The sequence below is a fragment of the Streptomyces sp. NPDC025784 genome, from assembly GCF_055558435.1.
In genome coordinates this window covers 702,432-727,635 of the sequence record NZ_JBVHMN010000001.1, presented here as the reverse complement: position 1 = coordinate 727,635, position 25,204 = coordinate 702,432, and the positions used below count along the sequence as shown (strand labels likewise).

At 71.0% G+C, this 25,204-nt stretch carries 25 protein-coding genes and 1 pseudogene; 16 read left to right on the top strand and 10 right to left on the bottom strand.

Going from position 1 to position 25,204, the window contains the following annotated elements; translation table 11 throughout:
• Positions 1-28 precede the first annotated feature (28 nt).
• The 3 genes from ACZ4IF_RS03205 (at position 29) to ACZ4IF_RS03195 (ending at position 3,303) form a co-directional block, all read left to right on the top strand.
• On the top strand, positions 29-1,255 hold the full coding sequence (locus ACZ4IF_RS03205) for a sensor histidine kinase (RefSeq protein ID WP_467559938.1): 1,227 nt from the start codon (positions 29-31) through the stop codon (positions 1,253-1,255).
• Entirely contained in the window at positions 1,252-1,929 is a 678-nt protein-coding gene (locus ACZ4IF_RS03200) for a response regulator (protein WP_467559060.1), read from the top strand. The genes ACZ4IF_RS03205 and ACZ4IF_RS03200 overlap by 4 nt, the downstream gene beginning before the upstream one ends.
• A 165-nt stretch (positions 1,930-2,094) precedes the next feature.
• On the top strand, positions 2,095-3,303 hold the full coding sequence (locus ACZ4IF_RS03195) for a sialidase family protein (RefSeq protein ID WP_467559058.1): 1,209 nt from the start codon (positions 2,095-2,097) through the stop codon (positions 3,301-3,303).
• Positions 3,304-3,371: 68 nt separating this feature from the next.
• Here ACZ4IF_RS03195 and ACZ4IF_RS03190 read toward each other — a convergent pair whose 3' ends face one another.
• The 5 genes from ACZ4IF_RS03190 to ACZ4IF_RS03170 are packed head-to-tail and all read right to left on the bottom strand — an operon-like array spanning position 3,372 to position 9,975.
• A complete protein-coding gene (locus tag ACZ4IF_RS03190; RefSeq protein WP_467559056.1) occupies positions 3,372-4,307 on the bottom strand; it encodes a dihydrodipicolinate synthase family protein in 936 nt (311 codons plus the stop codon).
• Positions 4,304-5,395 carry an oligopeptide/dipeptide ABC transporter ATP-binding protein gene (locus tag ACZ4IF_RS03185; protein WP_467559054.1) on the bottom strand — a complete coding sequence of 364 codons (1,092 nt, stop codon included), beginning with the start codon at positions 5,393-5,395 and terminating at the stop codon, positions 4,304-4,306. Before ACZ4IF_RS03185 ends, ACZ4IF_RS03190 begins: the two co-directional genes overlap by 4 nt.
• Positions 5,392-7,368, bottom strand: coding sequence for a dipeptide/oligopeptide/nickel ABC transporter permease/ATP-binding protein (locus ACZ4IF_RS03180; RefSeq protein WP_467559052.1), 1,977 nt, complete (start codon positions 7,366-7,368; stop codon positions 5,392-5,394). Before ACZ4IF_RS03180 ends, ACZ4IF_RS03185 begins: the two co-directional genes overlap by 4 nt.
• Positions 7,368-8,327 (bottom strand): ABC transporter permease, encoded by a 960-nt coding sequence (locus ACZ4IF_RS03175; protein ID WP_359487398.1) that lies wholly within the window; start codon positions 8,325-8,327, stop codon positions 7,368-7,370. Before ACZ4IF_RS03175 ends, ACZ4IF_RS03180 begins: the two co-directional genes overlap by 1 nt.
• Before the next feature lie 19 nt (positions 8,328-8,346).
• Positions 8,347-9,975, bottom strand: a complete 1,629-nt coding sequence (locus tag ACZ4IF_RS03170; protein ID WP_467559050.1) for an ABC transporter substrate-binding protein — start codon at positions 9,973-9,975, stop codon at positions 8,347-8,349.
• A gap of 212 nt (positions 9,976-10,187) precedes the next feature.
• Between ACZ4IF_RS03170 and ACZ4IF_RS03165 the strand changes: the two genes are divergently transcribed.
• Both ACZ4IF_RS03165 and ACZ4IF_RS03160 read left to right on the top strand, forming a co-directional pair.
• Positions 10,188-10,928 (top strand): FadR/GntR family transcriptional regulator, encoded by a 741-nt coding sequence (locus ACZ4IF_RS03165; RefSeq protein ID WP_345644101.1) that lies wholly within the window; start codon positions 10,188-10,190, stop codon positions 10,926-10,928.
• 297 nt (positions 10,929-11,225) lie between these two features.
• Complete coding sequence (locus tag ACZ4IF_RS03160; protein WP_467559048.1) at positions 11,226-11,723, top strand: protein-tyrosine phosphatase family protein; 498 nt, start codon at positions 11,226-11,228, stop codon at positions 11,721-11,723.
• Here ACZ4IF_RS03160 and ACZ4IF_RS03155 read toward each other — a convergent pair.
• Positions 11,689-12,519 carry an ABC transporter permease gene (locus ACZ4IF_RS03155; protein ID WP_359487404.1) on the bottom strand — a complete coding sequence of 277 codons (831 nt, stop codon included), beginning with the start codon at positions 12,517-12,519 and terminating at the stop codon, positions 11,689-11,691. The two genes, ACZ4IF_RS03160 and ACZ4IF_RS03155, sit on opposite strands and share 35 nt — an antisense overlap.
• Positions 12,516-13,430, bottom strand: a complete 915-nt coding sequence (locus tag ACZ4IF_RS03150; RefSeq protein WP_467559046.1) for an ATP-binding cassette domain-containing protein — start codon at positions 13,428-13,430, stop codon at positions 12,516-12,518. Before ACZ4IF_RS03150 ends, ACZ4IF_RS03155 begins: the two co-directional genes overlap by 4 nt.
• 133 nt (positions 13,431-13,563) lie before the next feature.
• Between ACZ4IF_RS03150 and ACZ4IF_RS03145 the strand changes: the two genes are divergently transcribed.
• Both ACZ4IF_RS03145 and ACZ4IF_RS03140 read left to right on the top strand, forming a co-directional pair.
• Positions 13,564-14,799, top strand: coding sequence for a sensor histidine kinase (locus ACZ4IF_RS03145; RefSeq protein WP_467559044.1), 1,236 nt, complete (start codon positions 13,564-13,566; stop codon positions 14,797-14,799).
• Complete coding sequence (locus ACZ4IF_RS03140; protein WP_467559042.1) at positions 14,799-15,458, top strand: response regulator; 660 nt, start codon at positions 14,799-14,801, stop codon at positions 15,456-15,458. Before ACZ4IF_RS03145 ends, ACZ4IF_RS03140 begins: the two co-directional genes overlap by 1 nt.
• Positions 15,459-15,474: 16 nt before the next feature.
• Here the strand turns inward: ACZ4IF_RS03140 and ACZ4IF_RS03135 are convergent, their stop codons facing one another.
• Entirely contained in the window at positions 15,475-15,966 is a 492-nt protein-coding gene (locus ACZ4IF_RS03135) for a GNAT family N-acetyltransferase (RefSeq protein ID WP_467559040.1), read from the bottom strand.
• 152 nt (positions 15,967-16,118) lie between these two features.
• On the opposite strand from ACZ4IF_RS03135, the gene ACZ4IF_RS03130 reads away from it, so the two are divergent.
• From ACZ4IF_RS03130 to ACZ4IF_RS03100, 7 genes are all read left to right on the top strand, one after another.
• Positions 16,119-16,919 (top strand): SCO2525 family SAM-dependent methyltransferase, encoded by an 801-nt coding sequence (locus ACZ4IF_RS03130; RefSeq protein WP_467559038.1) that lies wholly within the window; start codon positions 16,119-16,121, stop codon positions 16,917-16,919.
• Between the two features lie 24 nt (positions 16,920-16,943).
• Complete coding sequence (locus ACZ4IF_RS03125; protein ID WP_467559036.1) at positions 16,944-18,782, top strand: SCO2524 family protein; 1,839 nt, start codon at positions 16,944-16,946, stop codon at positions 18,780-18,782.
• A 3-nt stretch (positions 18,783-18,785) separates the two neighbouring features.
• A complete protein-coding gene (locus ACZ4IF_RS03120) occupies positions 18,786-19,694 on the top strand; it encodes an SCO2523 family variant P-loop protein (RefSeq protein ID WP_467559034.1) in 909 nt (302 codons plus the stop codon).
• Complete coding sequence (locus ACZ4IF_RS03115; RefSeq protein WP_467559032.1) at positions 19,691-20,656, top strand: SCO2522 family protein; 966 nt, start codon at positions 19,691-19,693, stop codon at positions 20,654-20,656. The genes ACZ4IF_RS03120 and ACZ4IF_RS03115 overlap by 4 nt, the downstream gene beginning before the upstream one ends.
• 1 nt (position 20,657) lies before the next feature.
• Positions 20,658-21,626, top strand: a complete 969-nt coding sequence (locus tag ACZ4IF_RS03110; RefSeq protein ID WP_467559030.1) for an SCO2521 family protein — start codon at positions 20,658-20,660, stop codon at positions 21,624-21,626.
• Positions 21,627-21,669: 43 nt separating this feature from the next.
• Positions 21,670-22,692, top strand: a complete 1,023-nt coding sequence (locus ACZ4IF_RS03105) for a DUF6879 family protein (protein ID WP_467559028.1) — start codon at positions 21,670-21,672, stop codon at positions 22,690-22,692.
• Positions 22,693-22,905: 213 nt separating this feature from the next.
• Positions 22,906-23,622 carry a hypothetical protein gene (locus ACZ4IF_RS03100; protein WP_467559026.1) on the top strand — a complete coding sequence of 239 codons (717 nt, stop codon included), beginning with the start codon at positions 22,906-22,908 and terminating at the stop codon, positions 23,620-23,622.
• On the opposite strand, the gene ACZ4IF_RS03095 is transcribed toward ACZ4IF_RS03100, so the two are convergent.
• A complete protein-coding gene (locus tag ACZ4IF_RS03095; protein ID WP_467559024.1) occupies positions 23,583-23,804 on the bottom strand; it encodes a DUF397 domain-containing protein in 222 nt (73 codons plus the stop codon). The two genes, ACZ4IF_RS03100 and ACZ4IF_RS03095, sit on opposite strands and share 40 nt — an antisense overlap.
• A pseudogene (locus ACZ4IF_RS03090) lies at positions 23,786-24,614 on the bottom strand (helix-turn-helix domain-containing protein). The gene ACZ4IF_RS03095 and the pseudogene ACZ4IF_RS03090 overlap by 19 nt, the downstream one beginning before the upstream one ends.
• A 199-nt stretch (positions 24,615-24,813) precedes the next feature.
• Between ACZ4IF_RS03090 and ACZ4IF_RS03085 the strand changes: the two are divergent.
• Positions 24,814-24,957 carry a hypothetical protein gene (locus tag ACZ4IF_RS03085; RefSeq protein ID WP_179332407.1) on the top strand — a complete coding sequence of 48 codons (144 nt, stop codon included), beginning with the start codon at positions 24,814-24,816 and terminating at the stop codon, positions 24,955-24,957.
• Positions 24,954-25,184, top strand: a complete 231-nt coding sequence (locus tag ACZ4IF_RS03080; RefSeq protein WP_359487417.1) for a hypothetical protein — start codon at positions 24,954-24,956, stop codon at positions 25,182-25,184. Before ACZ4IF_RS03085 ends, ACZ4IF_RS03080 begins: the two co-directional genes overlap by 4 nt.
• Positions 25,185-25,204: the final 20 nt, after the last annotated feature.

The window sequence follows — 25,204 nt, the reverse complement described above, 5'->3', positions numbered from 1 at the left end:
CGAGCGGCTGCGGGTCCTCGCCGCCCGCATGTCCGGCGGCCCGTCCCCGCACGCGGTGCGCAACGACGCCTGCCGCGCCGCCGGGCTCGCCGTCCTCGCCGTCGCGCTGGGCCTGGCCCTCCCGGACAGCCACCGGCGGCCCGACGCGCTCGGCTGGACCCTGCTGCTCCTCGCCCACGTCCCGCTGGTGTGGCGCCGCCGGGCGCCCCTGCTGGTGCTGTGCGTCATGGTCCCCGTCATCGCGACGTACCACGCGCACGACTACAACCACACGGCACCGCTGGGCGCCACACTCGTCGCGCTCTACACCGTGGCGGCGACCGGCCGGCCGCTGCGCGCGGTGCTCACCGGGGTCTCGGTCATCGGCACCATGGTCGCGCTGAAGACCTCCGACGGCATGGCGGGCGTCGCCGAGAGCCTGCGGATCGCCGGCTGGATCGTCGCGGTGCTGCTCTGCGGCGGCTATGTGCGCGTGCACCGCCAGTACGTCTCCTCGGTCGTCGAACGCGCCGAACGCGCCGAACGCACCCGCGAGGAGGAGGCGCGCCGCCGGGTCGCCGAGGAACGCCTGCGCATCGCCCGGGACCTGCACGACCTGCTCGCCCACAGCATCACGCTGATCGGCGTGCAGACCGCCGTCGCCGCGCACGTCCTGACCGCCGACCCCGACCGCCTCGACCGCACGGCGGTCGCCGAGGCCCTGGACGACATCGCCGAGACCTGCCGCACCGCCCGCGGTGAACTGCGCACCACGCTGGAGGTGCTGCGCGCCTCGGAGCTCGGCGGCGACGGCCGGGGCCCGCTGCCCGGCCTGGACGGCGTGCCCGACCTGGTCGCGGCGGCACGCACCGCGGGCGCCCGGGTGACGGCGGACGTCGCCGCCCCGGCGGCCGGCGTCCCGTCCGCCGTGGGCGCCGCCGCCTACCGCGTCGTGCAGGAGGCCCTCACCAACGCGGTCCGGCACGCGGGCCCCGGCGCGCGCGTCCGCGTCCGCCTGTACGCGGAGGACTGGGCGCTGCGCGTGACGGTCACCGACGACGGCGTGGGCGCCCCGGGCGCCCCGCCCGGTTTCGGGCTCGTCGGGATGCGGGAGCGGGTGCGCAGCGTGGGCGGAACCCTGGACGCCGGGCCGCGCGAGGGCGGCGGGTTCGCGGTGTCGGCGATGCTGCCGCTGGGGAGCGGTGCCGCCGCGCGTCCGGCGCCCGGACCGGCCCCCGTGCGGACGTCCGGGCTCACGGAAGGAGAGTGCCGATGACCATCCGGGTACTCCTCGCCGACGACCAGACCCTCGTACGGGCCGCGTTCGCCCTGCTCGTCGAATCGGCGCGCGACATGGAGGTCGTCGGCCAGGCGGCCACCGGACGGGAGGCCGTGGAGCTGGCCCGCAGCGTCCGGGCCGACCTGATCGTCATGGACATCCGCATGCCCGACCTGGACGGCATCGAGGCGACCCGTCTCATCGCCGCCGACAAGGACCTGGCCGACGTACGGGTCCTCGTCCTCACCACGTACGACACCGACGAGCACATCGCGGAGGCGTTGCGCGCGGGCGCCTCCGGCTTCCTGGTCAAGGACACCAGGCCCGCCGAACTCCTCGACGCCATCCGCACGGTGGCCGCGGGCGAGGCACTGCTCTCGCCCGGCCCGACCGCCCGGCTGATCGCGCGCTTCCTGCGCGGCCCGGCGCTGTCCCCGCCGTCGGTGGGCGGCCCCGACGGCCTGTCCGACCGTGAGCGCGAGGTGCTGACACTGGTCGCGCGCGGCCTCAACAACGCCGAGATCGCGGGCGCGTTGGGGCTCAGCCCGCTCACCGCGAAGACCCATGTCAGCCGCATCATGGGCAAGCTGGGCGCCCGCGACCGGGCCCAGCTGGTGATCGTCGCGTACGAGTCGGGCCTCGTCACCCCCGGCGCCCCGGACCTGGACTGACGTCGCGCCGCTCCCGCGGCGCGCGGTACGTGTGGACTGACGCGACGTCAACACGCCGTGTGTACACGGATGTTGTCGCGACGCTCCGGGCGCACTACGTTCTGTGGACATCCCATGTCACACGTCCCATGTCCACTGTGGTCCGATCCATCCCCAGGGAGTGTCATGACCTTCACCCGCCGCACGGCCGCGTCGGCGGCAGCCGCCGGACTCCTCGCCGCCCTCGTGGTCACGGGCACCGCCACCGCCGCTCCGCTCGCCCCCCGCGGCTGCACGACCTCCGTGCCGTACACCGCGGGCCTGGACGGCTACGACACCTACCGCATCCCGGCGACCGTCACGACCGCCGAGGGCACCGTGCTGGCCTTCGCCGAGGGAAGACACAACGGCGCGGGTGACACGGGGAACATCGACGTCGTCCTCAGACGCTCCGCCGACGGCGGCTGCACCTGGGGCCCGCTCCAGGTGGTGGCCTCCGGGGACGGCGACACCCGCGGCAACCCCGCGCCGGTCGTCGACCCGAGGACCGGGCGGATCGTCCTCCTCACGTCCTACAACAGCGGTGCCGTGACCGAGGCCCAGATCATGCGGGGCGAGGTCACCGCGGAGCAGAGCCGGCGGGTCTTCGTGCAGACCAGCCGTGACGACGGCCGGCACTTCAGCGCCCCGAGGGACATCACGGCGGACACGAAACTGCCCGGCTGGCGGTGGTACGCCACCGGCCCCGGGCACGCCATCGCCCTCCGGCACGGTCCCCACGCCGGGCGCCTCGTCGTCCCCGCCGACCACTCCGCCGCCCCGCCCGCCGGCTCCGCCGACACCGGACAGGAGGCCAAGTACTACGGCGCCCACGCCCTCTACAGCGACGACGGCGGCGCCACCTGGGAGCTGGGCTTCGTCGACGACTCCTACGACGGTGTGGTCAACTCCAACGAGAGCATGGCCGCCGAACTGCCCGACGGGCGCGTGTACTTCACCTCGCGCGACCAGAACGGCACGAGCACCGGGAACCGGCTCGACTCCTACTCCGGCGACGGCGCCGAGACCCTCGACCGGCCCTACGCCGTCCAGCCCGCCCTGGACGACGTCCCCGTCGTCCAGGGCGCCGTCCTCCAGCTCCGCGGGCGGGGCGCCCCACTCCTCTTCAGCGGCCCCTCCGTACCGAACGCCCGGCAGACGATGGCGGTGTGGCGCAGCACGGACGCGGGCGCGACCTTCACCAAGGCGCTCACCCTCTCCACCCTGCGGGCCGCGTACTCCGATCTCGTCCAGCTCGGCCCGCGCCGGGTGGGGCTCCTGTACGAGACCGGGACGACGGGCACGTACGACACGATCGAGTTCTGCCGGGTACCGGTGGGCGACCTGCTGGGGTAGGCGTTCCCGCCCTGGGCCACGCTCCTCGGACGCCGGACGGGCAGCGGCTCCGGGGCGGGCGAACGTCACTACAACAGGCCTGCTGCGGCCAGGTACTTGCCGACGTGCTCGGTCTCGCCCTCGGAGAGGGGGATCTGCGGCTCGGCCGTGGCGGGGCACGCGATGACGCCCCGCAGGTGCAGCGCCGCCTTGAAGGCACCGAGCGCCGAGGAACTCCCGCCCATCCGGGCGGGGTCTCCGACGCCGACCAGGCCGAACAGCGCGCACAGCCGCTCCTGTTCGACCCGCGCCCCCGCCCAGTCCCCTTCACCGCACCGCAGGAACAGCCGCACGTATCCCTCGGGATCGACGTTCGCGAGACCGGGCACCGCGCCGTCCGCACCGAGGGCGAGCGCCGAGTCGACGACGAGCTCGGACCCGGTGAGGAGCGCGAACCCGCGGATGTCGGGGTGGGCGCGGGCACCGGTGACGACGGAACGGAACGCGCCGAGGTCCCCGCTGGAGTCCTTGACCCCGGCGAGGACCCCGTCGGCGGCGAGTTCCAGGAGCAGCTCGGCGCTCAGCTTGGTGTGGACGGACACGGGCAGGTCGTAGGCGAAGACGGGCACGTCCGTCCGCTCGGCGATCACGCGGTAGTGGCGGGCGATCTCCGCGGGATGGGTGCGGGTGTAGAAGGGCGCGGTCGCGACGATCGCGTCGGCCCCGGCGGCGGTGACGGCGGCGGCATGGGCCAGGACCCGCGGAGTGGTCATGTCGATCGTGCCCGCGAGGACGGGCAGCTGGCCGCCGACGTGGCCGGCCACGGTCTCGACCACGAGACGGCGCTGCGGATCCGTCAGAAAGGCCGCCTCCGAGGTGGAGCCGAGGACGAACAGTCCGTGCACACCCCCCTCCATCAGATGGTCGACGAGCCTGAGGAGCGAGGGGACGTCCACCTCGCGTTCCGGTGTCAGGGGGGTGCAGACGGGCGGTACGACACCGGTCAGCGGGGCGGGGACGGTCATGAAGGCTCCCTGATGTGCTGCTGGTACGGGACGTCGGCCTCGGCGGTGGCCGGGGCGGCGGACTCGGCCTGCGCGACCAGGGCGCGCGTCGACCGGCCCTCCTCCACAGGATGGTGACACCGGAAGCGGTGCCCCGGCACCGACGCGGCCGTGGGTCCGGGCATCGTGTCCGCGCACACGTCGTCCGCCCGCCAGCAGCGGGTGCGGAACGGGCAGCCGCTGGGCGGCCGGGTCGCGGAAGGGACGGGACCGGCCAGCGGGATGGGGTCGATGGGGTCGAGGAGCCCGGGGGTCGCGGAGAACAGTGCCCGCGTGTACGGGTGCCGTGAGCGGTCGGTGACCTCGCCGGCGGGCGACTCCTCCACGATCCGGCCGAGATACATCGTGATCACCCGGTCGCTCATCCGCCGGACCGTCTGGATGTCGTGCGAGACGAACACCATGGCGAGACCGAGGCGTTCCTTCAGGTCGAGGAGGAGGTTCAGGATCTGTGCGCGCACCGACACGTCCAGCGCGCTCGTCGGCTCGTCGGCCACGACGAGGTCCGGGTCCAGGGCGAGTGCCCGCGCGATGGCGACGCGCTGGCGCTGGCCGCCGGACAGCTGGCCCGGCAGGGCGTCCCCGAGGGCGCGCGGCAGCCCGACGAGTGCCATCAGCTCCCGTACCCGGTCGTTGCGCGCGGCGGTGGTGCCGCGCCGGTGCACGTCCAGGGGGTCGCGCAGCGTCTGCCGTACGGTCAGCCGCCGGTTCAGCGCGGTCGAGGGGTCCTGGAAGATCATGCCGGTGCTGCCGCCGACCGCGGTGCGTCGCTCGGCCGGGCCCATGGCCCACAGGTCCCGGCCCTCGAAGGTGACGCTGCCGGAGGTCGGCCGCTGCACACCGACCAGGACCTTCGCGAGCGTCGACTTGCCGCAGCCGGACTCGCCGACCACGCCGACCGTCTCGCCGGGCGCGACGGTGAGGTCGGCGCCGGTCAGCGCGTACACCCTGTCCCGGGTGAACAGCCCGCCGCTGCGGGCCTTGTGGACGACGTGCGTGTCGGCCAGCTCGACGATCGGCCGGACGGACCGCTCTGCCGGCGTGCTCACTTGACCGCCTCGCTCTCCGTGGTGACCAGGTCGACGGCCGGATGATGGCAGGCGGCCGTGTGCGCGGGCGTGCCCAGCAGGCCCGGGGCCGTCGTCCGGCACACCTCGCTCGCCAGCGGGCAGCGGTCGGCGAAGCGGCAGCCGGCCGGGAAGTCGGCGGGGGAGGGCACGACCCCCTTGATCTGCGTCATCCGCTCGGCCGCCGACTCCAGGGACAGGACACTGCCCAGCAGCCCGCGCGTGTAGTGGTGCGCGGGGGCCTCCACGAGGTCGGCGGTCACCCCGGTCTCGACGATCTGCCCGCCGTACATCACGATCACCCGGTCGGTGACCGCGGAGACGAGCGCCAGGTCGTGCGAGACGAGGATCAGCGCGAAACCCAGTTCCGCACGCAGTCGCAGCAGCAGTTCGACGACCTGCGCCTGCACGGTCACGTCCAGCGCCGTCGTCGGTTCGTCGGCCACGATCAGCCGGGGGCTGCGGGACAGGGCCATCGCGATCAGGACGCGCTGGCGCTGGCCGCCGGACAGCTCGTGGGGGTAGCTGCGCAGGGTGCGTTCGGGGTCCAGGCCGACCAGTTCCAGCAGTTCGGCGGGCGAGCGCTTGCCGCCGCGCCGCACCACCTGCTTCAGCTGTGCCCTGATCGTCATGGCCGGGTTCAGGGACGACAGCGCGTCCTGGTACACCATGGCCATCTCGTGGCCCAGCAGCCGGCGCCGCACCCGCATCGGCTCGCCGATCAACTGCCGCTGGCCGAACCGGACATGGCCCCGCACGCGGGCGCCCCGGGGTTCCAGCCCCATGATCGTCAGCGCCGTGAGCGACTTGCCGCAGCCTGATTCGCCGACCAGGCCGAGCACCTCGCCGGGCCGCACCTCGAAGCTGATGCCGTCGACGATGTCGACACCGCCGTGGCGGGCGTCGAAGCCGATGGCCAGGTTCTCCACGGCGAGCACCGGCTGTCCGCCGGCCGGCAGCGGGCGGGCCCGAGCGCGCAGCCGCGCGGCGGCCTCCGCGAGGCCGGGAAGGGCGAGGACCTCGCCGCTGCCGGGCTCGGGCGCCTCCAGCCGGTCGCCCGCCCCGGGGACCTCCACGTCCCTGGCAGCCGGGGCCGCCCACGCGTCGGAGACCCCCTCGGAGAGGATGTTCAGCGACAGCACGGTGATCAGCATCAGCAGGCCCGGGAAGACGGTGGCCCACCAGCCGCCGGTCAGGACCATGCTCTTGCCGTCCGCGATGACACTGCCCCACGACGGGTCCGGGGGCCGCACGCCCGCCCCGATGAACGACAGCGACGCCTCGAAGACGATGGCCTCGGCGACCTGCACGGTGCAGAACACCAGCACGGGAGCCGCGCAGTTGACGGCGACGTGCCGGACGACGATGTGCGGGGTGCGGGCGCCGATGACGTGCTCGGCGGTCACGTAGTCCTCGCCGTACTGGTCGAGCACGTTGGCCCGGACGACACGGGCCACCGGCGGGGTGAACAGGAACGCGATCGCGCAGATCAGTACGGTGATGCCGCCGCCGAACACGGCGACGAGGACGGCGGCGAGCGCGATGCCGGGGAACGCCATCACGACGTCCAGGCAGCGCATCAGCGTCTCGTCGACGGCCTTGCGCGAGGTCGCGGCCACGGCGCCGAGGAGCGCTCCCACGACGAGGGCCAGCGCGGTCGCCCCCAGTCCGATCGCGAGGGACCAGCGCGCCCCGTACATCAGCCGGCTGAGGATGTCGCGGCCGAGACTGTCCTGGCCCATCCAGTGCGCGCCGGAGGGGTGCCCGGTGCCGCCGGCGAGCGGCTGCTGGTCCAGCGGGTCGTCCGGTGCCAGCAGCGGCGCGAGCAGGGCCGTCAGGACGACGACCGCGAGGAAGCAGACGGCGGCCTTCGACAGCAGCGGCAGCCGGCGCGGGCCGCGCAGCCGGATGCCGGGCCGGGCGAGGACGTCGGTGAGGTTCTTGCGGGTGAGCATCAGGTCGCGCCCCTCAGCCGTGGGTTGACCAGCAGGTACAGGATGTCGATGACGAGGTTCACGACCACGAAGCCGGTGGCGGTGGTCAGCACGACGCCCTGCACGACCGCCGGGTCGCCGTTCTTGACGGCGTCGATCATCAGCTTCCCCATGCCGGGCAGCGAGAAGATCGTCTCGATGACGACGGCACCGCCGAGCAGATATCCCACGCGCAGGCCCAGCACGGTGAGCGGGTTGACGAGGGCGTTGCGCAGCACGTTGCGGCCGACGACCACGCGGGGCGGCAGACCGCTGCCGACGGCGGTGCGCACGTAGTCCTTGTCGAGTTCCTCGACCACCGAGGTCCGCACGATGCGGGTGAGCTGGGCCGCGACGGGCAGCGACAGGGCGAGAGCGGGCAGGGTCATGGTCTTCAGCCAGCCGCCGAGCGAGTCGGCCGGGTTGACGTAGCCGCCGGTCGGGAACCAGCCCTGGTCGACGGCCAGGTACTGGATCATCAGCAGGGCCAGCCAGAAGCCCGGCGCCGCGACACCGGTCAGGGAGACCACGCGGATGATCTGGTCGGGCAGCCGGTCCCGGTAGATCGCGGCGGTCACCCCGCCGAGCAGCGAGAGCACCACCGCGATGCCGAGCCCGAGGAAGGTGAGCTGGAGGGTGAGCGGCAGCGCGGTGGTGACCTGTTCGAGGACCGGGGCGCGGGTCAGCGCGCTGGTGCCCATGTCGCCGTGGAGGAGGTCCCCGACGAAATGGGCGTAGCGGACCGGGAGCGGATCGAGCAGACCGTTCTGCTCCCGGAAGTCGTGCAGCTGCTGCGGGGTGGGGTTGGCTCCCTGGAAGAACGCCGACGCCGGGTCGACGTCGGAGAACCGCATCACGAGGAACACGAACAGGACGATCCCGAGCATCAGCGGCACGAGCAGCGCGACGCGGCGCAGCAGGATCCTGGTGATGGCGACCACGTACGGACTCCTCCGTCGCCTAGACCCACTTGGCCTGGAGCAGGTTGATGCCGGGGTACGGCTGCGCCCTTATCCCGGTGAGCCGCTCGGCGTTCCACGCCGTCATCAGCTCGTTGTGCACGACCGGGTAGAGCACGGCCTGTTCGGCGACGATGTCGATGTAGTCCTGGATCATCGTCTTCTTCTTGTCGGCGTCCGGTTCCTGCGTCGCCTGGTCCATGTCCTTGAAGAGCTTCTTGGCGACGGGGTCGCCGGCCCAGCGGGCGTAGCCCATCCAGAGGTTCTCGGGGCCGTAGTTGTAGTGCATGATCAGGTCGGCGTCGAGGCCGAACTGGTTGGGGTTCGAGGCGGCGGCGACGACCTGGTAGTCCTGCTTCTGGTCCATCTTGGTGAAGACGGCCGTGGTCTCCTGCGGGGCCAGGGTGGTCTCCACGCCGATGGCGTCCCAGGACGCCTTGACGGTCGGCAGGCAGTCCACGATCCAGCTGACGTTGACGGCCAGGATCTCGATCTTCAGGCCCTTGACCCCGGCTTCCTCCAGCAGCTTCCTGGCCTTCTCGGGGTCGTACCCGTAGACGGTCTTCGCGGGCCGGTAGGAGGGGTTGGCCTCGTTGAGGAACGACGACGACGGCTTGCCGTGCCCCTTGAGGGCGACCTCCACCATCTTGTCGGTGTCGATGGCGTAGTGCAGCGCCTGGCGCACTCGTACGTCGTCGAAGGGCTTGTGCTTGGTGTTGAACATGAGGAACAGGTTGTTCATGCCCGCGCCGCCCTGGACGTCCATGCCGCCCCTCTTGAGCTGCTCGATGTTGGCGTACGGGATGTTGTCGGCGATCTGCGCGCCGGCACTCGCCCCGGAGATCTTGGCGACGCGGGGTGCGGCATCCACTATGGTCAGCCAGTTCATCTTCTTGAACGCGGGCCTGCGCGGGCCGTTGTAGGCGGCGAACGCCTCGAAGGTGGTGTTCGACTTCGGGTGGTGCGCGGTCTGCCGGTACGGCCCCGAGCCGATCGCCTTGCCCTTGATCGCGTCGTCCCAGGCGCCCGGCTGCGAGAACACGTGCTTCGGCATGATCTTCGCGAGGGTGAGCCGGGAAATCCCCTCGGGGAAGGGGAACTTGAGGACCAGCTCGACGTTCTGGGCGTCGATCTTGCGGACCTCCTTCAGCCAGCTCGCGAAGAAGCCCTTGGCGAGGGTCTGCGTCTTCGGGTCGAGGATGCGGTCGAAGACGAAGACCACGTCGTCGGCGGTGACCGGCTTGCCGTCGTGGAACGTGGCGCCCGCCCGCAGCGTGAACTTCCAGGAGGTGCCGCCGAGGTCGGAGGGCACCTCGGTGGCGAGCGCGGCGTACGGCTCCCGGGAGATGGGGTCGGTGTCGAGCAGGCCCTCGTAGATGTGGTTGTTGGCGGCCATGCAGAAGGCGGACGCGGTCTGGGTGGGGTCCCAGCTGCCGTCGTTGCCGTAGCCGATGACGGCCGTCAGGGTGGCGTCCTTGCCGCCGCCCCCGTCGCCGGTGTCGTTCGTGGACTCCGGCCCGGACGAGCAGGCCGCCAGTGACGAGGAGAGGGCGGCGGCCGCGCCGAGTGAGCCGGTGTACTTCAGGAACGACCGGCGGTGCAGCGCCGGAGTGTGGGTCACGTCGCGCACGGTTCCTCCAGCAAGGAGTGGTCCAGCGGGTGGGAGATACGACGTCCTACGTCATGGGGGGCAGCGTGACCATAGGAGGGCCCGTGAAGACGGTCAAGGGATCGCACACGAATGGCGTATCTTCCACAGGTACGACCAATGACGGTGTGAATCAGGCTAGTTGGCGTTTAATCAGCCCGGAGGTGGGACGTCCGATGTCCAGCGAGCGTACGATGCGGCGCATGTCAGAGGAGAGCGGGTACCGGCGCCGGCCCGAGCGCCGGGTGAGCAGTCAGATCCAGCGCGAGGTCATGCAGCTGATCCTCGACCGCAAGCTTCCGGCTGGGGCGGCGCTGCCCACCGAGACCGAGCTGATGACCGATCTCGGCGTGAGCCGGAACTCCGTCCGCGAGGCGCTCAAGGCTCTCCAGGCGCTCGACATAGTCGAGATCAGGCACGGCTACGGCACCTACGTCGGCCAGGCCTCCCTGACGCCCCTCGTCGACGGCCTCACCTTCCGCACGCTCGCCCAGCTGGACGACGAGACGGGTGCGCTCGCGGAGATCCTCCAGGTCCGCGAGGTACTGGAGGAGGGGCTGATCCGCCGGGTCGCCGCGACGCTCTCGGAGGAGGAACTCGACCGGCTCGAAGAGGTCGTGGCCCGGATGGAGGAGGCGGGGCGCGAGGGCGTGCCCTTCCCCGAACTGGACCGCGAGTTCCACGAGCTGCTGTACGCGTCGCTGGGCAACGCGCTGGTGCCGCAGCTGCTCGGTGCCTTCTGGACCGTCTTCCGGCGGGTCGCGGGGGTACGCGGCTGGACCGACGACCCGGCGCCCGAGGTGACCGTCCGCCGCCACCGCGACATCGTCACCGCGCTGCGTGCCCGGGACGTCGAGGGCGCGCAGCGGGCGATGGCCGATCACTTCCGCGGCATCGAGTCCCGCGCCGCCCAGGCCACCCGAGGCGTGAGCTGACCCCGGGACTCCGCCCCGCCTCGCCCCCGGGACTCCGCTCCCGGCCCAGCGGGTGCTGCACGCTCGCAACAACGTTCTTCGCCCCGCCGCCCCTACCCGTCCCGTACCCGGGGCTCCGCCCCGGACCCCGCTCCTCAAACGCCGGAGGGGCTGATTTCAGCCCGTCCGGCGATTGAGGACGAGGCCGTCCAGGCCGATCGGGGGTCTGGGGGCAGAGCCCCCAGGGACAAGGGACGGGCAGGGGCGGAGGGGGCGAGAACCCCGCCGGTGACCGCCCGCGCGCCTAGGCTGGGCCGCATGGAAGGGACTTGGGATCCGGACGGCGCCGGCGTGCTGCGGCTGCCCTCCGGCCGACTGGTGCGGGGAAGGGCGCTGCGCCACGGTCCGGCACCGGACGGAGCGCAGCCGACGTACGGCGTGTACCTGCTCGGCAAGCGGCCCCCCGACCCCCCCTGGGACGCGCACTGGCTGCGCTGGCCGGACTTCCGCCTCCCCGCCGACCGCGCGGAGACCCGCACCGTCCTCACCGAGGCCTGGCACCGCGCGGGGACCGGCCGCGTCGAGATCGCCTGCGGCGGCGGCCGCGGCCGCACGGGCACGGCCCTCGCCTGCCTCGCGGTCCTCGACGGCGTACCGCCCCACGAGGCCGTGGACTACGTGCGCCGTCATTACGACCGGCACGCCGTGGAGACACCGTGGCAGCTCCGCTACGTACGCCGCTTCGCCGACCCCGTCCCGCCGCGGCCCGCCCGCGCCCGGCTCACACGTCGCGGCGGTCCACCGACAGCACGGTGACGACCGCGGCCACCGCGGCCCACGCCGCGTAGGTGGTCCAGCCGCCCGCGACGGTCGCCTGGTACCGCGGGACCAGCGTGTACGGGCTGTGTCCGTAGTCGATGTCGACCAGCCGTGACCAGGCGTTGACGGGCTGGGCGTGCCGGACGGCGGCCGTCCACCGGTAGCGGTCGGTGATGAACGCGGGGATCAGCAGGAGCACGGCGGTGGTGGCGACCATCGTGGTCGCGCTGTGCCGGATCAGCGCGCCCAGGGCCATGCCGGCCAGCGCGCCGACGGGGGCGAGCAGCGCGGACGCGGCGACGACGCGGAAGGCACCGGGGTGACCGATCGGGACGCCGGCGCCCCGGGTGGACAGGATCGCCTGGGTCGAGGCGAAGGAGACGCCCGCGACGAGCACGCCGTACACGGTCATGACGGCCGCCACCAGCGCCACCTTCGCCGCCATCACCGCCCGCCGGTCGGGGACCGCCGCGAACGTCGTACGGATCATCCCCGTCGCGTACTCGCCGACGACGGTGACCGCGCCGATGCTCGCCACGGCGAGGAGCAGGATCATCGCGGAGCCGTCGGTGAACGCGTCACGCAGGGCCAGTTCGACGACGCTGTCCCGCTGCGACGGGTCGAAGCGGGGGTGGTCGCCGGCGTCGACCCGTGCCGCGTTCGCGTTGAAGGCGATGACGGCCAGCGCTCCGACGCCGAGCGCCCAGTACGTCGAGCGCAGGGACCGCATCTTGATCCACTCGGCGGCGAGGAGGTCCGTGAACCGGGCGGCGGGCGGGGCGAGGGTCGTCATCGGGCGTCTCCGGCGAGGAATTCGGCGCTGTCGGCGGTCAGTTCCATGAACGCGGCCTCCAGGGAAGCGGCCTGCGGGGTCAGTTCTTCGAGCAGGATCCGGTGGTCGAAGGCGAGTTCGCCGATGCGGGCCGCGCTCAGGGCCGTCACCTTCAGGGTCCGCTCGTCGTACGGCGCGACCGCCGCCCCCTCGGCGGACAGCACGGCGGCCAGCCGTCCGGTGTCGGGGGTGCGGACCGTCACGGTGAGCCGGGTGCCGCGTGCGGCGAAGTCCGTCAGGCTCTCCGCGGCGATCAGTTCGCCCCGGCCGATGACGATCAGCTGGTCGGCGGTGTTCTCCATCTCGGACATGAGGTGGCTGGAGACGAAGACCGTGCGGCCCTCGGCGGCGAGCCGCCGGAAGAGTCCGCGCACCCAGCGAACCCCCTCCGGGTCGAGGCCGTTGAGCGGTTCGTCGAACAGCAGCACCGGCGGGTCGCCGAGCAGCGCCGTCGCGATGCCGAGGCGCTGCTTCATGCCGAGGGAGTATCCATCGACGCGGCGCCCGGCCGCGGGGCCCGACAGCCCCACCTCCTCCAGCACCTCGTCGACCCGCGCGGAGGGGATGCGGTTGCCGCGGGCCAGCGCCGACAGATGGGCGCGCGCACTGCGTCCGCCGTGCACGTCGCCCGCGTCGAGCAGCGCGCCGACGTGCCGCAGTCCGCGCGGCCGCTCCCGGAAGGGTCGTCCGTCGACGGTGGCGGTGCCGCTGGTCGGGGCGACCAGGCCGAGGAGCATGCGCAGGGTCGTCGTCTTGCCCGCGCCGTTCGGGCCGAGGAACCCGGTGACGTGCCCCGGGCGCACCCGGAACGACAACTGCCGCACGGCCGTGGTGCCTTTGTAACGTTTGGTCAGTTCATCGACTTCGATCACGAGGACACCGTCCCGCCGCGGCGGGGCCGGGGGCATCGGCCCCGCGGGGACATTGCCCGGGCGCGGATGCCGACCCTGGTCGTACGTCCCCGGGACGATGCCCGCGGGCACGGCGCACACCTACGATCACCGCATGCACGTGACGCCGCCCCTTCCCCTGCTCAAGCGTGTGCCGCCCGGTGCCTGGGTGGCCGTGGCCTGGTGCGCGAGCGCCGTGTTCACCTTCCTCGCACGCCTGCGGCTGCCCGGAGAGGAGGCCCCCAGCGAGCAGGTCGCGGCCCAGTTCTTCCGCTGGGACGGCCTGTTGCTCCTGGCGATCGCCTGCGCGCTGGCCCTGGTGGCCGGCCGTCAGCTGTCCCGCCGGCCGCTGACCGCCCTCGCCCTGCTGCTGGCGGCGGCGGCCTTCGTGACGACCAACCTGGCCGTCGGGGCGATCCAGTTGGCGCAGTTCCTCGCCGTCGACCTCGCGCTCTACTTCATCGCGGCCGGCCGTCCGCGCCGGACCGGTGTCGTCGCCCTCGGCATGTCCCTCGCCGTGCTGGTGGCCTGGCTCGCGGTGCGGCTCGCGTGCGGATGGGGCGTCGGCACGCTGGCGGGGCTGACCGTGGCGCTCACCGCCGTGGTCTCCTGGCTGCTCGGGGACGCCTCGCGCCGCACCCGCGAGTACGCGGAGATGCTGCGTGTGCGTGCCGCCACCCAGGCCGTCACCGACGAACGTCTGCGCATCGCCCGCGAGATGCACGACATGGTCGCGCACAGCATCGGCATCGTCGCCCTCCAGGCCGGGGCGGCGGCCCGGGTCGTCCACACCCGGCCGGACGCGGCGCGCGAGGCGATGACGGCGGTGGAGACGGCGGGCCGCGAGACCCTGGCGGGGCTGCGGCGCATGCTGGTCGCGCTGCGCGAGGCCGACCGGTCCCGGAGCCCCGGCGCCGGTCCGTCCCCGGACGAGGAGGCATCGCGGTTGCGCCCCGCGGAGGGACTCGCCGACCTCGACCGGCTGGCCGCCGTCACGACGGCCGCGGGGGTGCGCGTGGAGGTCAGTCGGCGGGGCGAGCCGCGTCCGCTCCCCGCGGACATCGACCTGTCCGTGTTCCGGATCGTCCAGGAGTCGGTGACGAACGTCGTACGGCACGCGGGCACGACGGCCTGCCGGGTGACCGTCGACCATCGCGACGACGAGGTCGTCGTCGACGTCACGGACGACGGCCGGGGCCGCGGCGGCGCCACCGACACGGGCTTCGGCCTCCTCGGCATGCGGGAGCGGGTCGCCCTGCTGCACGGCGAGTTCAGCGCCGGACCCAGGCCCGAGGGCGGCTTCCGGGTGACGGCCCGCCTTCCGCTCCCCGCCGCGGCGGTGGCTCCCTGATGCCGGTCCGCGTGGTCCTCGCCGACGACCAGCAGCTCATCCGCACGGCCCTGCGCATGGTCATCGCCGACATCGAGGACGTCGAGGTGGTGGGCGAGGCCGCGAACGGCGAGGAGGCGGTGACCCTGACGGCCGAACTGAGCCCCGACGTCGTCGTCATGGACATCCGCATGCCGGGCATGGACGGCATCGAGGCGACGCGCCGGATCACCGCCGGGGGCGGGGAGTCCAGGGTCGTCGTCCTCACCACGTTCGACGACGACGACTACGTGTACGGGGCGCTGCGCGCGGGCGCGTCCGGCTTCCTCGTCAAGGACATGGCGCTGGACGACATCATCGGCGCCGTCCGCGTCGTGGCGGCCGGCGACGCCCTGATCGCACCCGGCGTCACCCGCCGTCTCATCCGCGACTTCACCGCGCTCCGCCCCGAACAGGCGCGGGCGCGACGCGAGTTGAAGGGCATCACCGACCGGGAGCGCGAGGTCCTCACCCTGGTCGGAACGGGCCTGTCCAACACCGAGATAGCCGAGCGGCTCTTCATCAGCGTGGCCACGGCGAAGACGTACCTCACCCGTCTGCTGTCCAAGCTGGACGCCCGGGACCGCGTCCAGTTGGTGATCATCGCGTACGAGGCGGGGCTGGTGTCGGTGGACCGGTGAGCGCTCTGTCTCCGCGTCACAGGCGCAGCATCATCAGGAGCCGGTCCTCGCCCGGGCCGAAGTAGCCCTTCCCCGAACGCTGGTGCACGAAGCCCAGCGATCTGTACAACGCGATCGCGGTGTCGTTGGCGGGCTCGACGCTGATCCACACCTCGGGCACGCCATGGTGGCGCAGCCTGTCGAGTGCTTCGCCCATGAGCCGCCGCCCCAGCCCTTGCCCGCGCAGATTCTTCGTGACGCCCAGGCCCATGACCCAGCTCTTCTGACGGTCCGGTGCCGTCGCGCTCAGTACGTATCCGCAGAGGGACGAGCCGTCGTCGAGCACGAGAAAGTCCTCGGTGTACACGTCGAGGAGTTGGCGCAGGACGAAGTAGGGGTACGTGAAATCCGGGAACAACTCCGCGTCCAGATGGTGGAGTGCGTTCAGGTCCTGCTCGGAGGCGCCTCGTACCTGCAAGGGCCGGGAGCAGGAATCCGACGGGAGCGGCTCCCAGGGAAAGGCGGGCATCCGGACAGCATCGCGTGGCGAGATATGGCCCTTCAAGGGGTGGTCGGCAATTGTATTCCTGACTGCCCCAGTGCGCCCCCCATGCATCGTGTGACGATTCGGATCATGCCTGAAGGACGTCCGGTTCCCCCACGTGGTTGATACCTTGTGGCATGGATTCGAGATCGCCGGGGGACGGTATTGATCAACTGAATGCGGACGTCGCCTGGGACACGTTCGACCCCGCCGCCTACATTGATCACAACTACCGCCACATGCTTGATGAGGACCAGGAGATCGTTTCCATCGTCCGGCGCCATTTCTCCGATCACTTCCGTAGAAATCCGGGCCGCCGGATCGCGGGAATCGACGTGGGTGCCGGGGCCAATCTCTATCCCGCCCTGTCCATGCTTCCGTGGTGCGAAGAGATCACGTTGCTGGACCGTTCGGCCGCGAACGTGGTCTACCTGAAAAGCCAGGTGGCAGAGTACGACGCGAACTGGGATCAGTTCTGGGACGTCCTGTGCGAGGACGAGTCGTACACCGCGCTGGGATACGACCCGCGCGTGCGGTTCCGGCAGGCCGCACGGGTCGAACAGGGCGACCTCTTCGACCTGGCCGGTCGCCGGGGGCGCTGGTCCATGGGCACCATGTTCTTCGTGGCCGAGTCACTGTCCACCTCCCACGAAGAGTTCCGGCGAGGGGTGGAGAGCTTCATGCGTGCCCTGGTCCCCGGAGCGCCCTTCGCGGCCGCTTTCATGGAACATTCCCGGGGATACGACGTGGGGGACTGGTACTTCCCCGCGTGTGACATCAGTGAAGCGGACGTGCGGGAGTGCATTGAGGGATACGCGGGAAAACTGGAGATACGTCATATCGGGCAACCGAATGTGGTGCGCGAGGGATACTCGGGAATGATCGTGGCCTGGGGCCTGCGTGATCCTGACGCCTGCGTGACGGATTCGGCGGGATGACGTCATCTCTGAGGGGGGATGGGGATGCGGATCAAGCCGCGACAGCACCTGTTGGACATATGGCGTGCGACGGCTCGGAATTCCTTCGACGGGGGTGAATGGTCCTGGGGCGAGTGGGGCGGTCTCAGTAGTGTGGCCGATGCGGAGCGGTTGCTCTGCCTCATGTATCCGGCCACCGAGATCCCGGGATTCCGCCTGGACACCCCGGATCTCACACAGGACGACGTGGTGCGGGCCCTGGGCGGCGCCGGTGGACGGACGGAGATCCCCGCCCTCCTGATCGGGGCCGTCGCCGACTTCATGCACGCGCACACCGGCCATGACGGCAGGCCCACGTTCGCCGGCGGCCACTACTTCGCGCCCGAGGACCCTGGCCGGCAGCTCACCGCCGAACAGCAGGATGCCGAGGTGGTGGACTCCTACTCGATGTCCGTCACCCTCTGCCTCGCCACCCTCGGCTTCCTCAAGGTGTACGAGACGAACACAGCCCGCAGAGACGTGCTGCACCTGATCGCGGAGCTCCGGAACGCGTGCGGCAGGCGGCTCACCGCCGCGATGGTCGGCCTGTTGCGTTCCTTCACCGTCAAGGTCTTCGACGAGGGGTCGTCCGAGGGGGGCGCTCTCTGTGAACTCCTCGGCCAGGGGCAGTTGCCCGCGCGCCTCGTCCCGCAGGAGTTCCGGCGCCGTTTCGGGGCACTCCGCACCACTCTCGGTGAAGGTCTCTTCCTGGGCATCGACGTGCAGGAAGCTCTTCGTGACGAAGGCATGCTCTTCGAGTGCGGCTGGGCCTGGAGCCTGGTCAGGGACGCGCCCTGGGTGGAGGTGGACGCAGACATCGGCAGTCAACCGCAGGGCATCGCGGCCCCCGTACCGCATCTCTACTTCACTGTCGTGGCCCTCGACGGCATCCAGGACCTGTTCTCGGACCGTACCCTCACCCTCGGCCTGCTCGACTGGGAACAGCAGAAGCTCGCCGAAGCCCTCCGACTGCGCTGGGAGATCACCCAGCAGTACTGGTCGGGTATCGCCCGCTTCACCGACGAGTGCTGGCCACTGGAGGACATCCCGTGGCGCACGACGGGCCTGCAGCTGGAGTCCCCCTACTTCTCGCTCTCGGTCGCCGCCATCCTCGTCCAGGACCTGGTGCGCCGCCGGGCCACCGACGAGGACCTCACCCGCACCGTCGCCGTGATGGAGCGTCTCGCGGACCGCGGCCGCATCACCGCGCGCATGACCCGTGAGGACGCGGCCCTCGCACTTCATCGACCCGGAGTCGCACTGCCCCTGGACGGTAGCGAGGCCCTGGGGCCCTCGATGAGATGGACGATGACCGACTTCTCGGCCCAACTGCTCAAACGGACGATCCAGCTCTGCGCTTTGTCCCGCAACCTGCCCGCGTACGACCGGCTGGTGCGGCTCGCGGAGCACGTCTTCGAGCACGTGTGGCAGCGCCGCATGACGGGGGGCGAGGGACCGGGACTGTGGGACGACGTCCAGGCCGTCTACTCGGACGCACCGGATCGGGAACGCCCTCCGTCGTGGGCCGTCACGGAGCGCGTCACAGAATGCATGGTCGCCGCGCATCACCTGTACGAGCAGAACCCGATCCGCAGCGCCGAACTCGCCGCATCGGCGAGCGCGTTGCTCAATGAGGCCACTCATCTTCTGGGACGCGAGCAGCTCCAGGCGGAGCCGACCGCCGACGGCCAGAGGGGCAGGGCGCTGAAACGAGCCGAAGTCGCACTGCGCCGCGCAGACCGGCTTCTTCATGAACAGCCGGGCACAGCCTACGCGTTGACCGTGTCGGTGCTCAGCGAACTCGACGCCTTGGCGCAGGCCAGGCACGACGGTCAGGGGGTCTGAACGGTGATCGTCTTCGCCGCCTCCGACAAGGGAGGCACCGGCCGTTCCGTCACCAGCGCGAACCTCGCCTATCAGCGGGCACTGGCCGGGGACGAAGTGTGCTACCTGGACTTCGACTTCGGCTCGCCCACCGCCGTCGCCGTCTTCGACCTACCCGGAGCGCCGCGTGGTGACGGTCTGCACGCCTATCTGACAGGGCACACCGGCGAACCACTCCGCCTGGATGTCTGGAGACTCACCGAGCACGCGGTCCTGCGACACAAGCCCAACGGAGCGGGCCGCCTCGTTCTGCTCCCCGGGGACGGCGGTGGCGGCGAGTTCGCCACGGACCACGAGGTCGTCCAGCGCTGCGTGGATCTTCTGCTCCGGCTGAACAGCGAGTTCGACCTGATCATCGTGGACCTGAGCGCCGGCCGCAGCTACGCGGTGGACATGGCTCTCGAAGTGACCGCGCGACCGGAGATGCGCGGTGTCGAGACCCGGTGGCTGGTCTTCCACCGCTGGACCCGACAGCATGTGATGGCCGTGCACGGACTGGTGTTCAAGGAGTTCGGCATCCTGGAGGCAGGGGCGGACCGGGGACACGACAAGGCCGTGCTGCGCGACGCCATCCGCTTCGTCCGGGCCGCGGTGCCCGATCCCGATTCGCCGTTGTGGTCCCATGTGTCTCCCGCACAGTCCGCCTGGATGCGCGCGTGCGACGAGACGTTACGGCGACTGGCCGCCGAGCTGGGCATCGGCGACAGCAGGGTGCTCGGCACCGTCCCGCTGGAACCCGTCCTGCAATGGAGGGAACAGCTCATCACCGACGCGGACGTCGTCTCCACCCAGATCGCCAACAAGGAGACCCTGGAAGCCTTCACGGAGCTGGCCCGACGACTGACCGACGACACGTACTGGGGGCAGCTGTGACCGAGCACGTCTTCCGGGAGACCACCGCGGAGCCCAGCACACGGTCCGTGCCGCTCTCGCACCTCTCCCTGGAGCTGGGCCACCTCTACATGGAGGACATCGAAGGCGGGCCCGAACGCCTGCGACAGCACTTCGAGCGGGTACGGCCCTGGGTGGACGCGGCTCGCGCGGACGCGGCCGTCGGAATCCGGGGCAGGACGCCCCGGATCAGCACCTGCTTCCTGATCGACGACTACTTCACCCGCTTCTCGTCGCCCGCCGAACTCGTCCCGCTGGTGCTCGGAGAGGCCGCGCGAGCCGGACTGGTCATCGACTACCTGGCCCGGGAGTCGGGATGCGCCGTAGCGGACAAGGTTCCGCTGGCCGAGTCCATCGCCCAGCGCCTCGTCGAATCGCCGCCACCCGGCACCTACGGTCTCCGACCGCCCGTCAGCGAGACCGGCTGGCTCGCCAACGGCGAACGCGTCCAGCGCTCCAGGATCTCTCGGGCGATGTCGGCCGCCGCGGAGTGGCAGCCGCCTCGCGAGACGGCCGCCAGACGCCACTCGATCTACCTCGACGTCGAACTGTGGGACCACGACAAGGACGGGCGCCGTACCTGGGCCTGCCCCTTCCTCGCGGCGGTCTGGCAGCTGGCCAGGCTCGGCCTGCTCCGCAACGAGGGCGAGCCCGTGCTCAGCCCGCGCCCGTGGAACTCCGGCACCTTCCCCCGTGAGTGGGACGACATGCCCCCGCTGCTCCAGCTCAACACCGCCGCGGCACCGTTCAGCGCCTACCGCACCTGTTCCGTGCTGCCCGCCCGGTTCCTGCCCGTCGAGCACGCGGTGCGCGTCGTCCTCGATCAGACGGACGTGGACAGCGGGGCCCTGCGGCAGATCACCGAGCGCTCCCGGCGCGAGGGCGCGTCAGTGCCGGACGCCGTCGCGGACCGCGTCGCGTACGTCTTCTACCGGGGGTTGTGACATGCGGCCCCCGACGGACGCGGCGACCGTCGTGTTGACGTGCGGCGAAGTACGCACCGGTCTGCTGCCCTCCTTCCAGCCGCTGGACTCCCGGGCCGCGGCCCATTTCCTGCAACTGCGTGCCGACGAGCGGGTACGCGTCTCCGAGCGCCCCCAGCTGTACGCGCTCTCGCCGGACACGCTGACGGGCGTGGACTGCCGGCTGCCCGCCGTCGACGGAGCGAAGGTCCGCGTGGTCGGCACCGTGGCCGCTCGCGCCGTGCTGACCGAAGGGCGTGTCCTCCAGGCCACCGCGTACTTCGGAGCGCCGGCCGCGGGCCCCGACCGGCGACAGCCATGGGGCCACTACCTGGTGCGCCCGGGCCTTCTCGAGCCCTTCGGGAAACTGCCGGAGCAGGCCGTGGCGAAGGGGGCGCTGAGGGGACCGCAGAAGGGGGACCTGGATCTCGGCCTGATAGCTGAGGGTCTGCTCGGCCAACTCCGTAGACACCCGTTGCTCGACCAGAACGCCCCCTTCAAATGCGCGGGCACTCGCCTTCGCTGGGTGGCGCGGCGCGCCCCGGACGGCGAAGGCCCCTCGATCACCCGCTTCACTCTCGCCGAGGACCAGCTGCGCACCGTCGAACTACGCGTCCCCGCGGCGCAGGAGGCCTCGGCGGTCGCGGGTCTGTGTGAGGATCTGGCGCTGCACGACTGGCTGCTGACGACGGTCGTGCGGATGCTGGACACCAGTCGCCTCGGAGCGGCGGGCGGGGCCGCGGCGGTGCTGGCGCTGCGGCCGGCCGTCGATCACCTGCTGCACCTGTGGATGCCGACGGCACGCGTGGACCGGAGCCTGAGCCCCCTGTGGGAGGTGTTGGAACGGGAGCCCGGATTCAGCCGCCAGTGGCAGACCTCGGTGCAGCGCATCAGAGACCAACTGGCCCTCCAGGCAATACCGTTGCTGCGCGAAGCGCTGGCATCGCGTTGACCGGAGCTATCCCAGTATCGATCCCGGCGGGGGAGACACAGGAATGGACGGATCGTCAGGGGCGTCGACACCGGCACCGGGTTCGGCGTCCGCGGAGGGCCTGCGCATACCGCCGGTCCTGCTGAAGACACTGGTCACCGCCATCGTGGCCACGATCGCCTATGTGATCACCAATCTGATCGACCAGGAGCAGGACAAGCTGTGGCAGATCGCTGTGTCCGTCGTGATCGGCGGCGCGACCCTGATCGTTCAGTACATGATCGAGTTCGAGCGGCGGCTGACCCAGGTGGTGGGCGGTCAACGCACCCACGCGGATGACGTCGTGGACCGACTGACCGCCCATCACGGTGAGATGCAGACCTTGGTGGACCAGAAATTCGCCGACATCAGCGAAGCGACCGAACTCTTCTGCGAGCTCGACCGATCGGTACTGCGCTCCGACGGGGTACCGCGATTGGCCCGGAGCGCCACGCGTGTCACCTCGTTGGGCCACGGCCTGGTGAGCGACTTCGCGCACGAGGAGATCGAACGCCTCGCGTCGATGATGGAGAACCTCACCTCGCTGAGTACCGACTGCCCCGGGGAGAACCACGACTGGCTCATGGCCCTCACGAAGTGCGCCAAGGTCACGATGGACGCCACCAGCAGCTTCGCGGAGCGTGACTACTGGAACAGCGAGCCCGCGCTGCGCTATCTGCAGGCTCAGGCGGATGCGATGCAGCAGCGCGGGATGGGTATTCGGCGACTGTTCATCGTCCAGAGGCCGGAGCACGTCGACAACGATCTGCGCCGGCTGTGCGAGTCGCAGAGTGACATCGGCATCGAGACGCGGGTGGTGACCGTCTCCGAACTCCCGCTGAGAGTACGACGCGGTACGACGCACGACTTCGTCATCTTCGACGACGAGCTCTGCTACGAAGTCGAGCCGGACCTGCTGCAGATGAACGCCAAGACCACGCTGAACGCGCGCGAGGACCATGTCAGGCAGCGGATCAAGCGGTTCGCGGAGCTGTGGGACGTTGGCGAGGGCGTCGCAGGTAACTCAGCTGCGACCAGCGGCGCTTGAGGCTCATGCCGGCACGGATCGGACGAACTCCGCCTGACGGGCCCTGACAGCCCTGACCAACGGCCGGGGCCGTGGGCCGATGACCGCAGCCTCGGGGGACGAATCGATTCAGCATGATCTATTCCGTAGATTTGGGTGAAAGTCGCACAAGTCACGGGTCCGGGCGGCAATATGGCCTGATCTTCCGCCGAACTACGGACCCGAGGCCGCTCCATGACCACACCGCAGTCCCCGACGGACCCCTACGCGAGGCGGCAGCGTCCGCCGCACCAGGGGAGCCCGGCCGCAGGACCGGGGGACTCCCACCGCACCGCGCTCGTCGTGGCCCTCATCGGTGCCGCCGCCACTATCGTGGCGGCCCTGATCGGACTGTTCGTGCAGCTCAGCGGGGACTCGGACCGGCGCGATGCCGGCTCGACGGTCAGCGGCGAGTCGCCCACGTCCGGCGCGTCCGGCGCACCCGGCAGCTCCGGTACGTCCAGCTCGCCGGGGACCCCCGGTCCCACCGGTCCGTCCGCGACGCCCACCCCGTCCGTGACGCCCACCACGCCGTCGGCGGCCCCGGCGCTCGCCGGCATGCCGGAGGCGTTCCTCGGGCGCTGGCAGGGGTACGCCGAGGAACTCGACGCCTCGGAGACCGATCACTACCGGGTCACCCTGGAGCTGAACCAGGGCTCCCCGCGGGAACAGGTCGGCAGCATCCACTACGCCATGGAGTCCTCCGACTGCTACGGCGTCGTCACGCTGACCGCGGTCGGCGGCAGTGACCGTCTGACGCTCGGGGAGGACATCCAGTCGGGCAACTGCGTGAAGAACGGCCGCATCACCCTCACGCTGCGGCCCGGCGACACCGTGGACTTCGCCTACCGGTCGACCAAGCGCGACGGCACTCAGCAGTCCGTGCGGGCCGGCCTGGACAGGGTCGCCTGATGAGCCGCGAAGTCCGCCCAGGCGGCTGACGGGAAGACCAGAGCGGGGCCGTCCGGGACCTTGCTGTCCCGGACGGGGACGACACCGGGGACTCCGGCGGCCACCTCGACGCAGTCGCCGCCCTCGCCGTTGCTGTAGCTGCTCTTGCGCCAGCGGGCGTTGCTCAGGTCGTACTCGTGCATCGTCTGTAGTCCTCAGCCGTCGATGCGAGCCAGGGACGCCTTCGGCGACAGCGCGGCGGCCCTGAGCAGATCGTATGCTCGCTGCGTACGCTTCACCACCGCCGGATCATCGACGAGAGTCCCCGAAAACGAGGTCTCTGTATAGGCGGTTGGCGGAGCGTCGTCGAACTCCATGAGCTTCAGCATCCCGAGCATGGCGGCATGCGCCCCGTGCTCGTAGGGGAGCACCTGAACCAGCGCCTTGTGCTGTCGCACCGCCTCCATGACGTGCCGGAGCTGCCCGGCCATCGACTGCCTGCCGCCGATGGGGATACGCAGCACGTTCTCGTGAAGCACGATCCAGTACTCGGGCCGTGCGGCGTCCGCAAGGATGCGTGAGCGCTCCAGGCGAGCGGTCACCCTCTCCTCGACGTAGTCGTCGGCGGCGAATGGGTTGTTGGCCAGTGTGACCGCACTCGCGTACGCGGCGGTCTGGAGAAGCCCCGGCACGAGCGTCGGGGCGAACTCGCAGATCTTCGTCGCCGTCCGCTCCAGTTCGACGACCTCCGCGAAGTATTCCGCGTACCGCTTGTCGTCAATGAGTTTCCGCCATGTGCGTTCGAAAAAACCCTCGGTTTGCAGGGTTTCGTCGATTCGCTGGGCGACGTCCAACTGGGGTTTGCGAATCGCTTGTTCGAACTGGCCGATGTATCCGCCGGACACGAAAACGCGTGCCCCCAACTCCGTCTGGGTGAGCCCGGCATCCTCCCGACGCCTTTTCAACTCCGCCCCGAAGAACTCCCACGCCGCCTGCCGCGAACCGTTGGCCATGGCCAACCCCCTTGTACTGCCGCGTACTTGCAGTGCACAGACTCCTGCCGAGTGTAGGCGCACGGCGTCATCATCGAGATGTGAAGAGTGAAATCGGAAAGGGAAGGGCAGCAGGGTGACGGCAGAACACGGACCACTCGGCGGACGGCACTCGGCGCGTTGCGTCGAAGAGGCGGAGGAAACAGTGAGGGAATTGCGGATGGCACTCGCGAACGCGGGAATCACCTTGCCGTCACTCCGGCTCGACGCGGCATCCCTCGCCCGCGAGGCACCGTGCCCGCGCGTCGAACTGGGCGGCTGCTCCGCCGAGGTCGCCGCCCGGCTCGCGGCGGCGCTGCGATGAGGCCGCCGCGGCAGCAGCCGCCGGTCGGCTCGTACGCGGTCGACACACGCACGGGACGGGTGGGCCTGGTCATGGGGCACGAGGGGCCCTACGTACAGCTCAGACCGGTCGGCGGCGGGAGGGAGTGGGACTGCGACCCGGACGCGGTCCGCGATGCCACCGCCGCGGAGCGGCTCAGCGCGGCGACGGCCTACGCCAACGCACGCAGCCGCGGTGAGGTCCCTTGAAGGGGCGGCGCAGGGGCCGC

Excerpts from the sequence above, each read along its gene's own strand:
- ACZ4IF_RS03095 (WP_467559024.1), bottom strand. The coding sequence starts at position 23,804 with ATGCACGAGTACGACCTGAGCAACGCCCGCTGGCGCAAGAGCAGCTAC.
- ACZ4IF_RS03155 (WP_359487404.1), bottom strand. The coding sequence starts at position 12,519 with ATGACGACCCTCGCCCCGCCCGCCGCCCGGTTCACGGACCTCCTCGCC.
- ACZ4IF_RS03130 (WP_467559038.1), top strand. The coding sequence starts at position 16,119 with ATGGATTCGAGATCGCCGGGGGACGGTATTGATCAACTGAATGCGGAC.
- ACZ4IF_RS03190 (WP_467559056.1), bottom strand. The coding sequence starts at position 4,307 with ATGACCGTCCCCGCCCCGCTGACCGGTGTCGTACCGCCCGTCTGCACC.
- ACZ4IF_RS03160 (WP_467559048.1), top strand. The coding sequence starts at position 11,226 with ATGGAAGGGACTTGGGATCCGGACGGCGCCGGCGTGCTGCGGCTGCCC.
- ACZ4IF_RS03205 (WP_467559938.1), top strand. The coding sequence starts at position 29 with ATGTCCGGCGGCCCGTCCCCGCACGCGGTGCGCAACGACGCCTGCCGC.
- ACZ4IF_RS03110 (WP_467559030.1), top strand. The coding sequence starts at position 20,658 with ATGCGGCCCCCGACGGACGCGGCGACCGTCGTGTTGACGTGCGGCGAA.
- ACZ4IF_RS03200 (WP_467559060.1), top strand. The coding sequence starts at position 1,252 with ATGACCATCCGGGTACTCCTCGCCGACGACCAGACCCTCGTACGGGCC.
- ACZ4IF_RS03105 (WP_467559028.1), top strand. The coding sequence starts at position 21,670 with ATGGACGGATCGTCAGGGGCGTCGACACCGGCACCGGGTTCGGCGTCC.
- ACZ4IF_RS03100 (WP_467559026.1), top strand. The coding sequence starts at position 22,906 with ATGACCACACCGCAGTCCCCGACGGACCCCTACGCGAGGCGGCAGCGT.
- ACZ4IF_RS03140 (WP_467559042.1), top strand. The coding sequence starts at position 14,799 with ATGCCGGTCCGCGTGGTCCTCGCCGACGACCAGCAGCTCATCCGCACG.
- ACZ4IF_RS03180 (WP_467559052.1), bottom strand. The coding sequence starts at position 7,368 with ATGCTCACCCGCAAGAACCTCACCGACGTCCTCGCCCGGCCCGGCATC.
- ACZ4IF_RS03125 (WP_467559036.1), top strand. The coding sequence starts at position 16,944 with ATGCGGATCAAGCCGCGACAGCACCTGTTGGACATATGGCGTGCGACG.
- ACZ4IF_RS03080 (WP_359487417.1), top strand. The coding sequence starts at position 24,954 with ATGAGGCCGCCGCGGCAGCAGCCGCCGGTCGGCTCGTACGCGGTCGAC.
- ACZ4IF_RS03085 (WP_179332407.1), top strand. The coding sequence starts at position 24,814 with ATGGCACTCGCGAACGCGGGAATCACCTTGCCGTCACTCCGGCTCGAC.
- ACZ4IF_RS03165 (WP_345644101.1), top strand. The coding sequence starts at position 10,188 with ATGCGGCGCATGTCAGAGGAGAGCGGGTACCGGCGCCGGCCCGAGCGC.
- ACZ4IF_RS03145 (WP_467559044.1), top strand. The coding sequence starts at position 13,564 with ATGCACGTGACGCCGCCCCTTCCCCTGCTCAAGCGTGTGCCGCCCGGT.
- ACZ4IF_RS03135 (WP_467559040.1), bottom strand. The coding sequence starts at position 15,966 with ATGCCCGCCTTTCCCTGGGAGCCGCTCCCGTCGGATTCCTGCTCCCGG.
- ACZ4IF_RS03195 (WP_467559058.1), top strand. The coding sequence starts at position 2,095 with ATGACCTTCACCCGCCGCACGGCCGCGTCGGCGGCAGCCGCCGGACTC.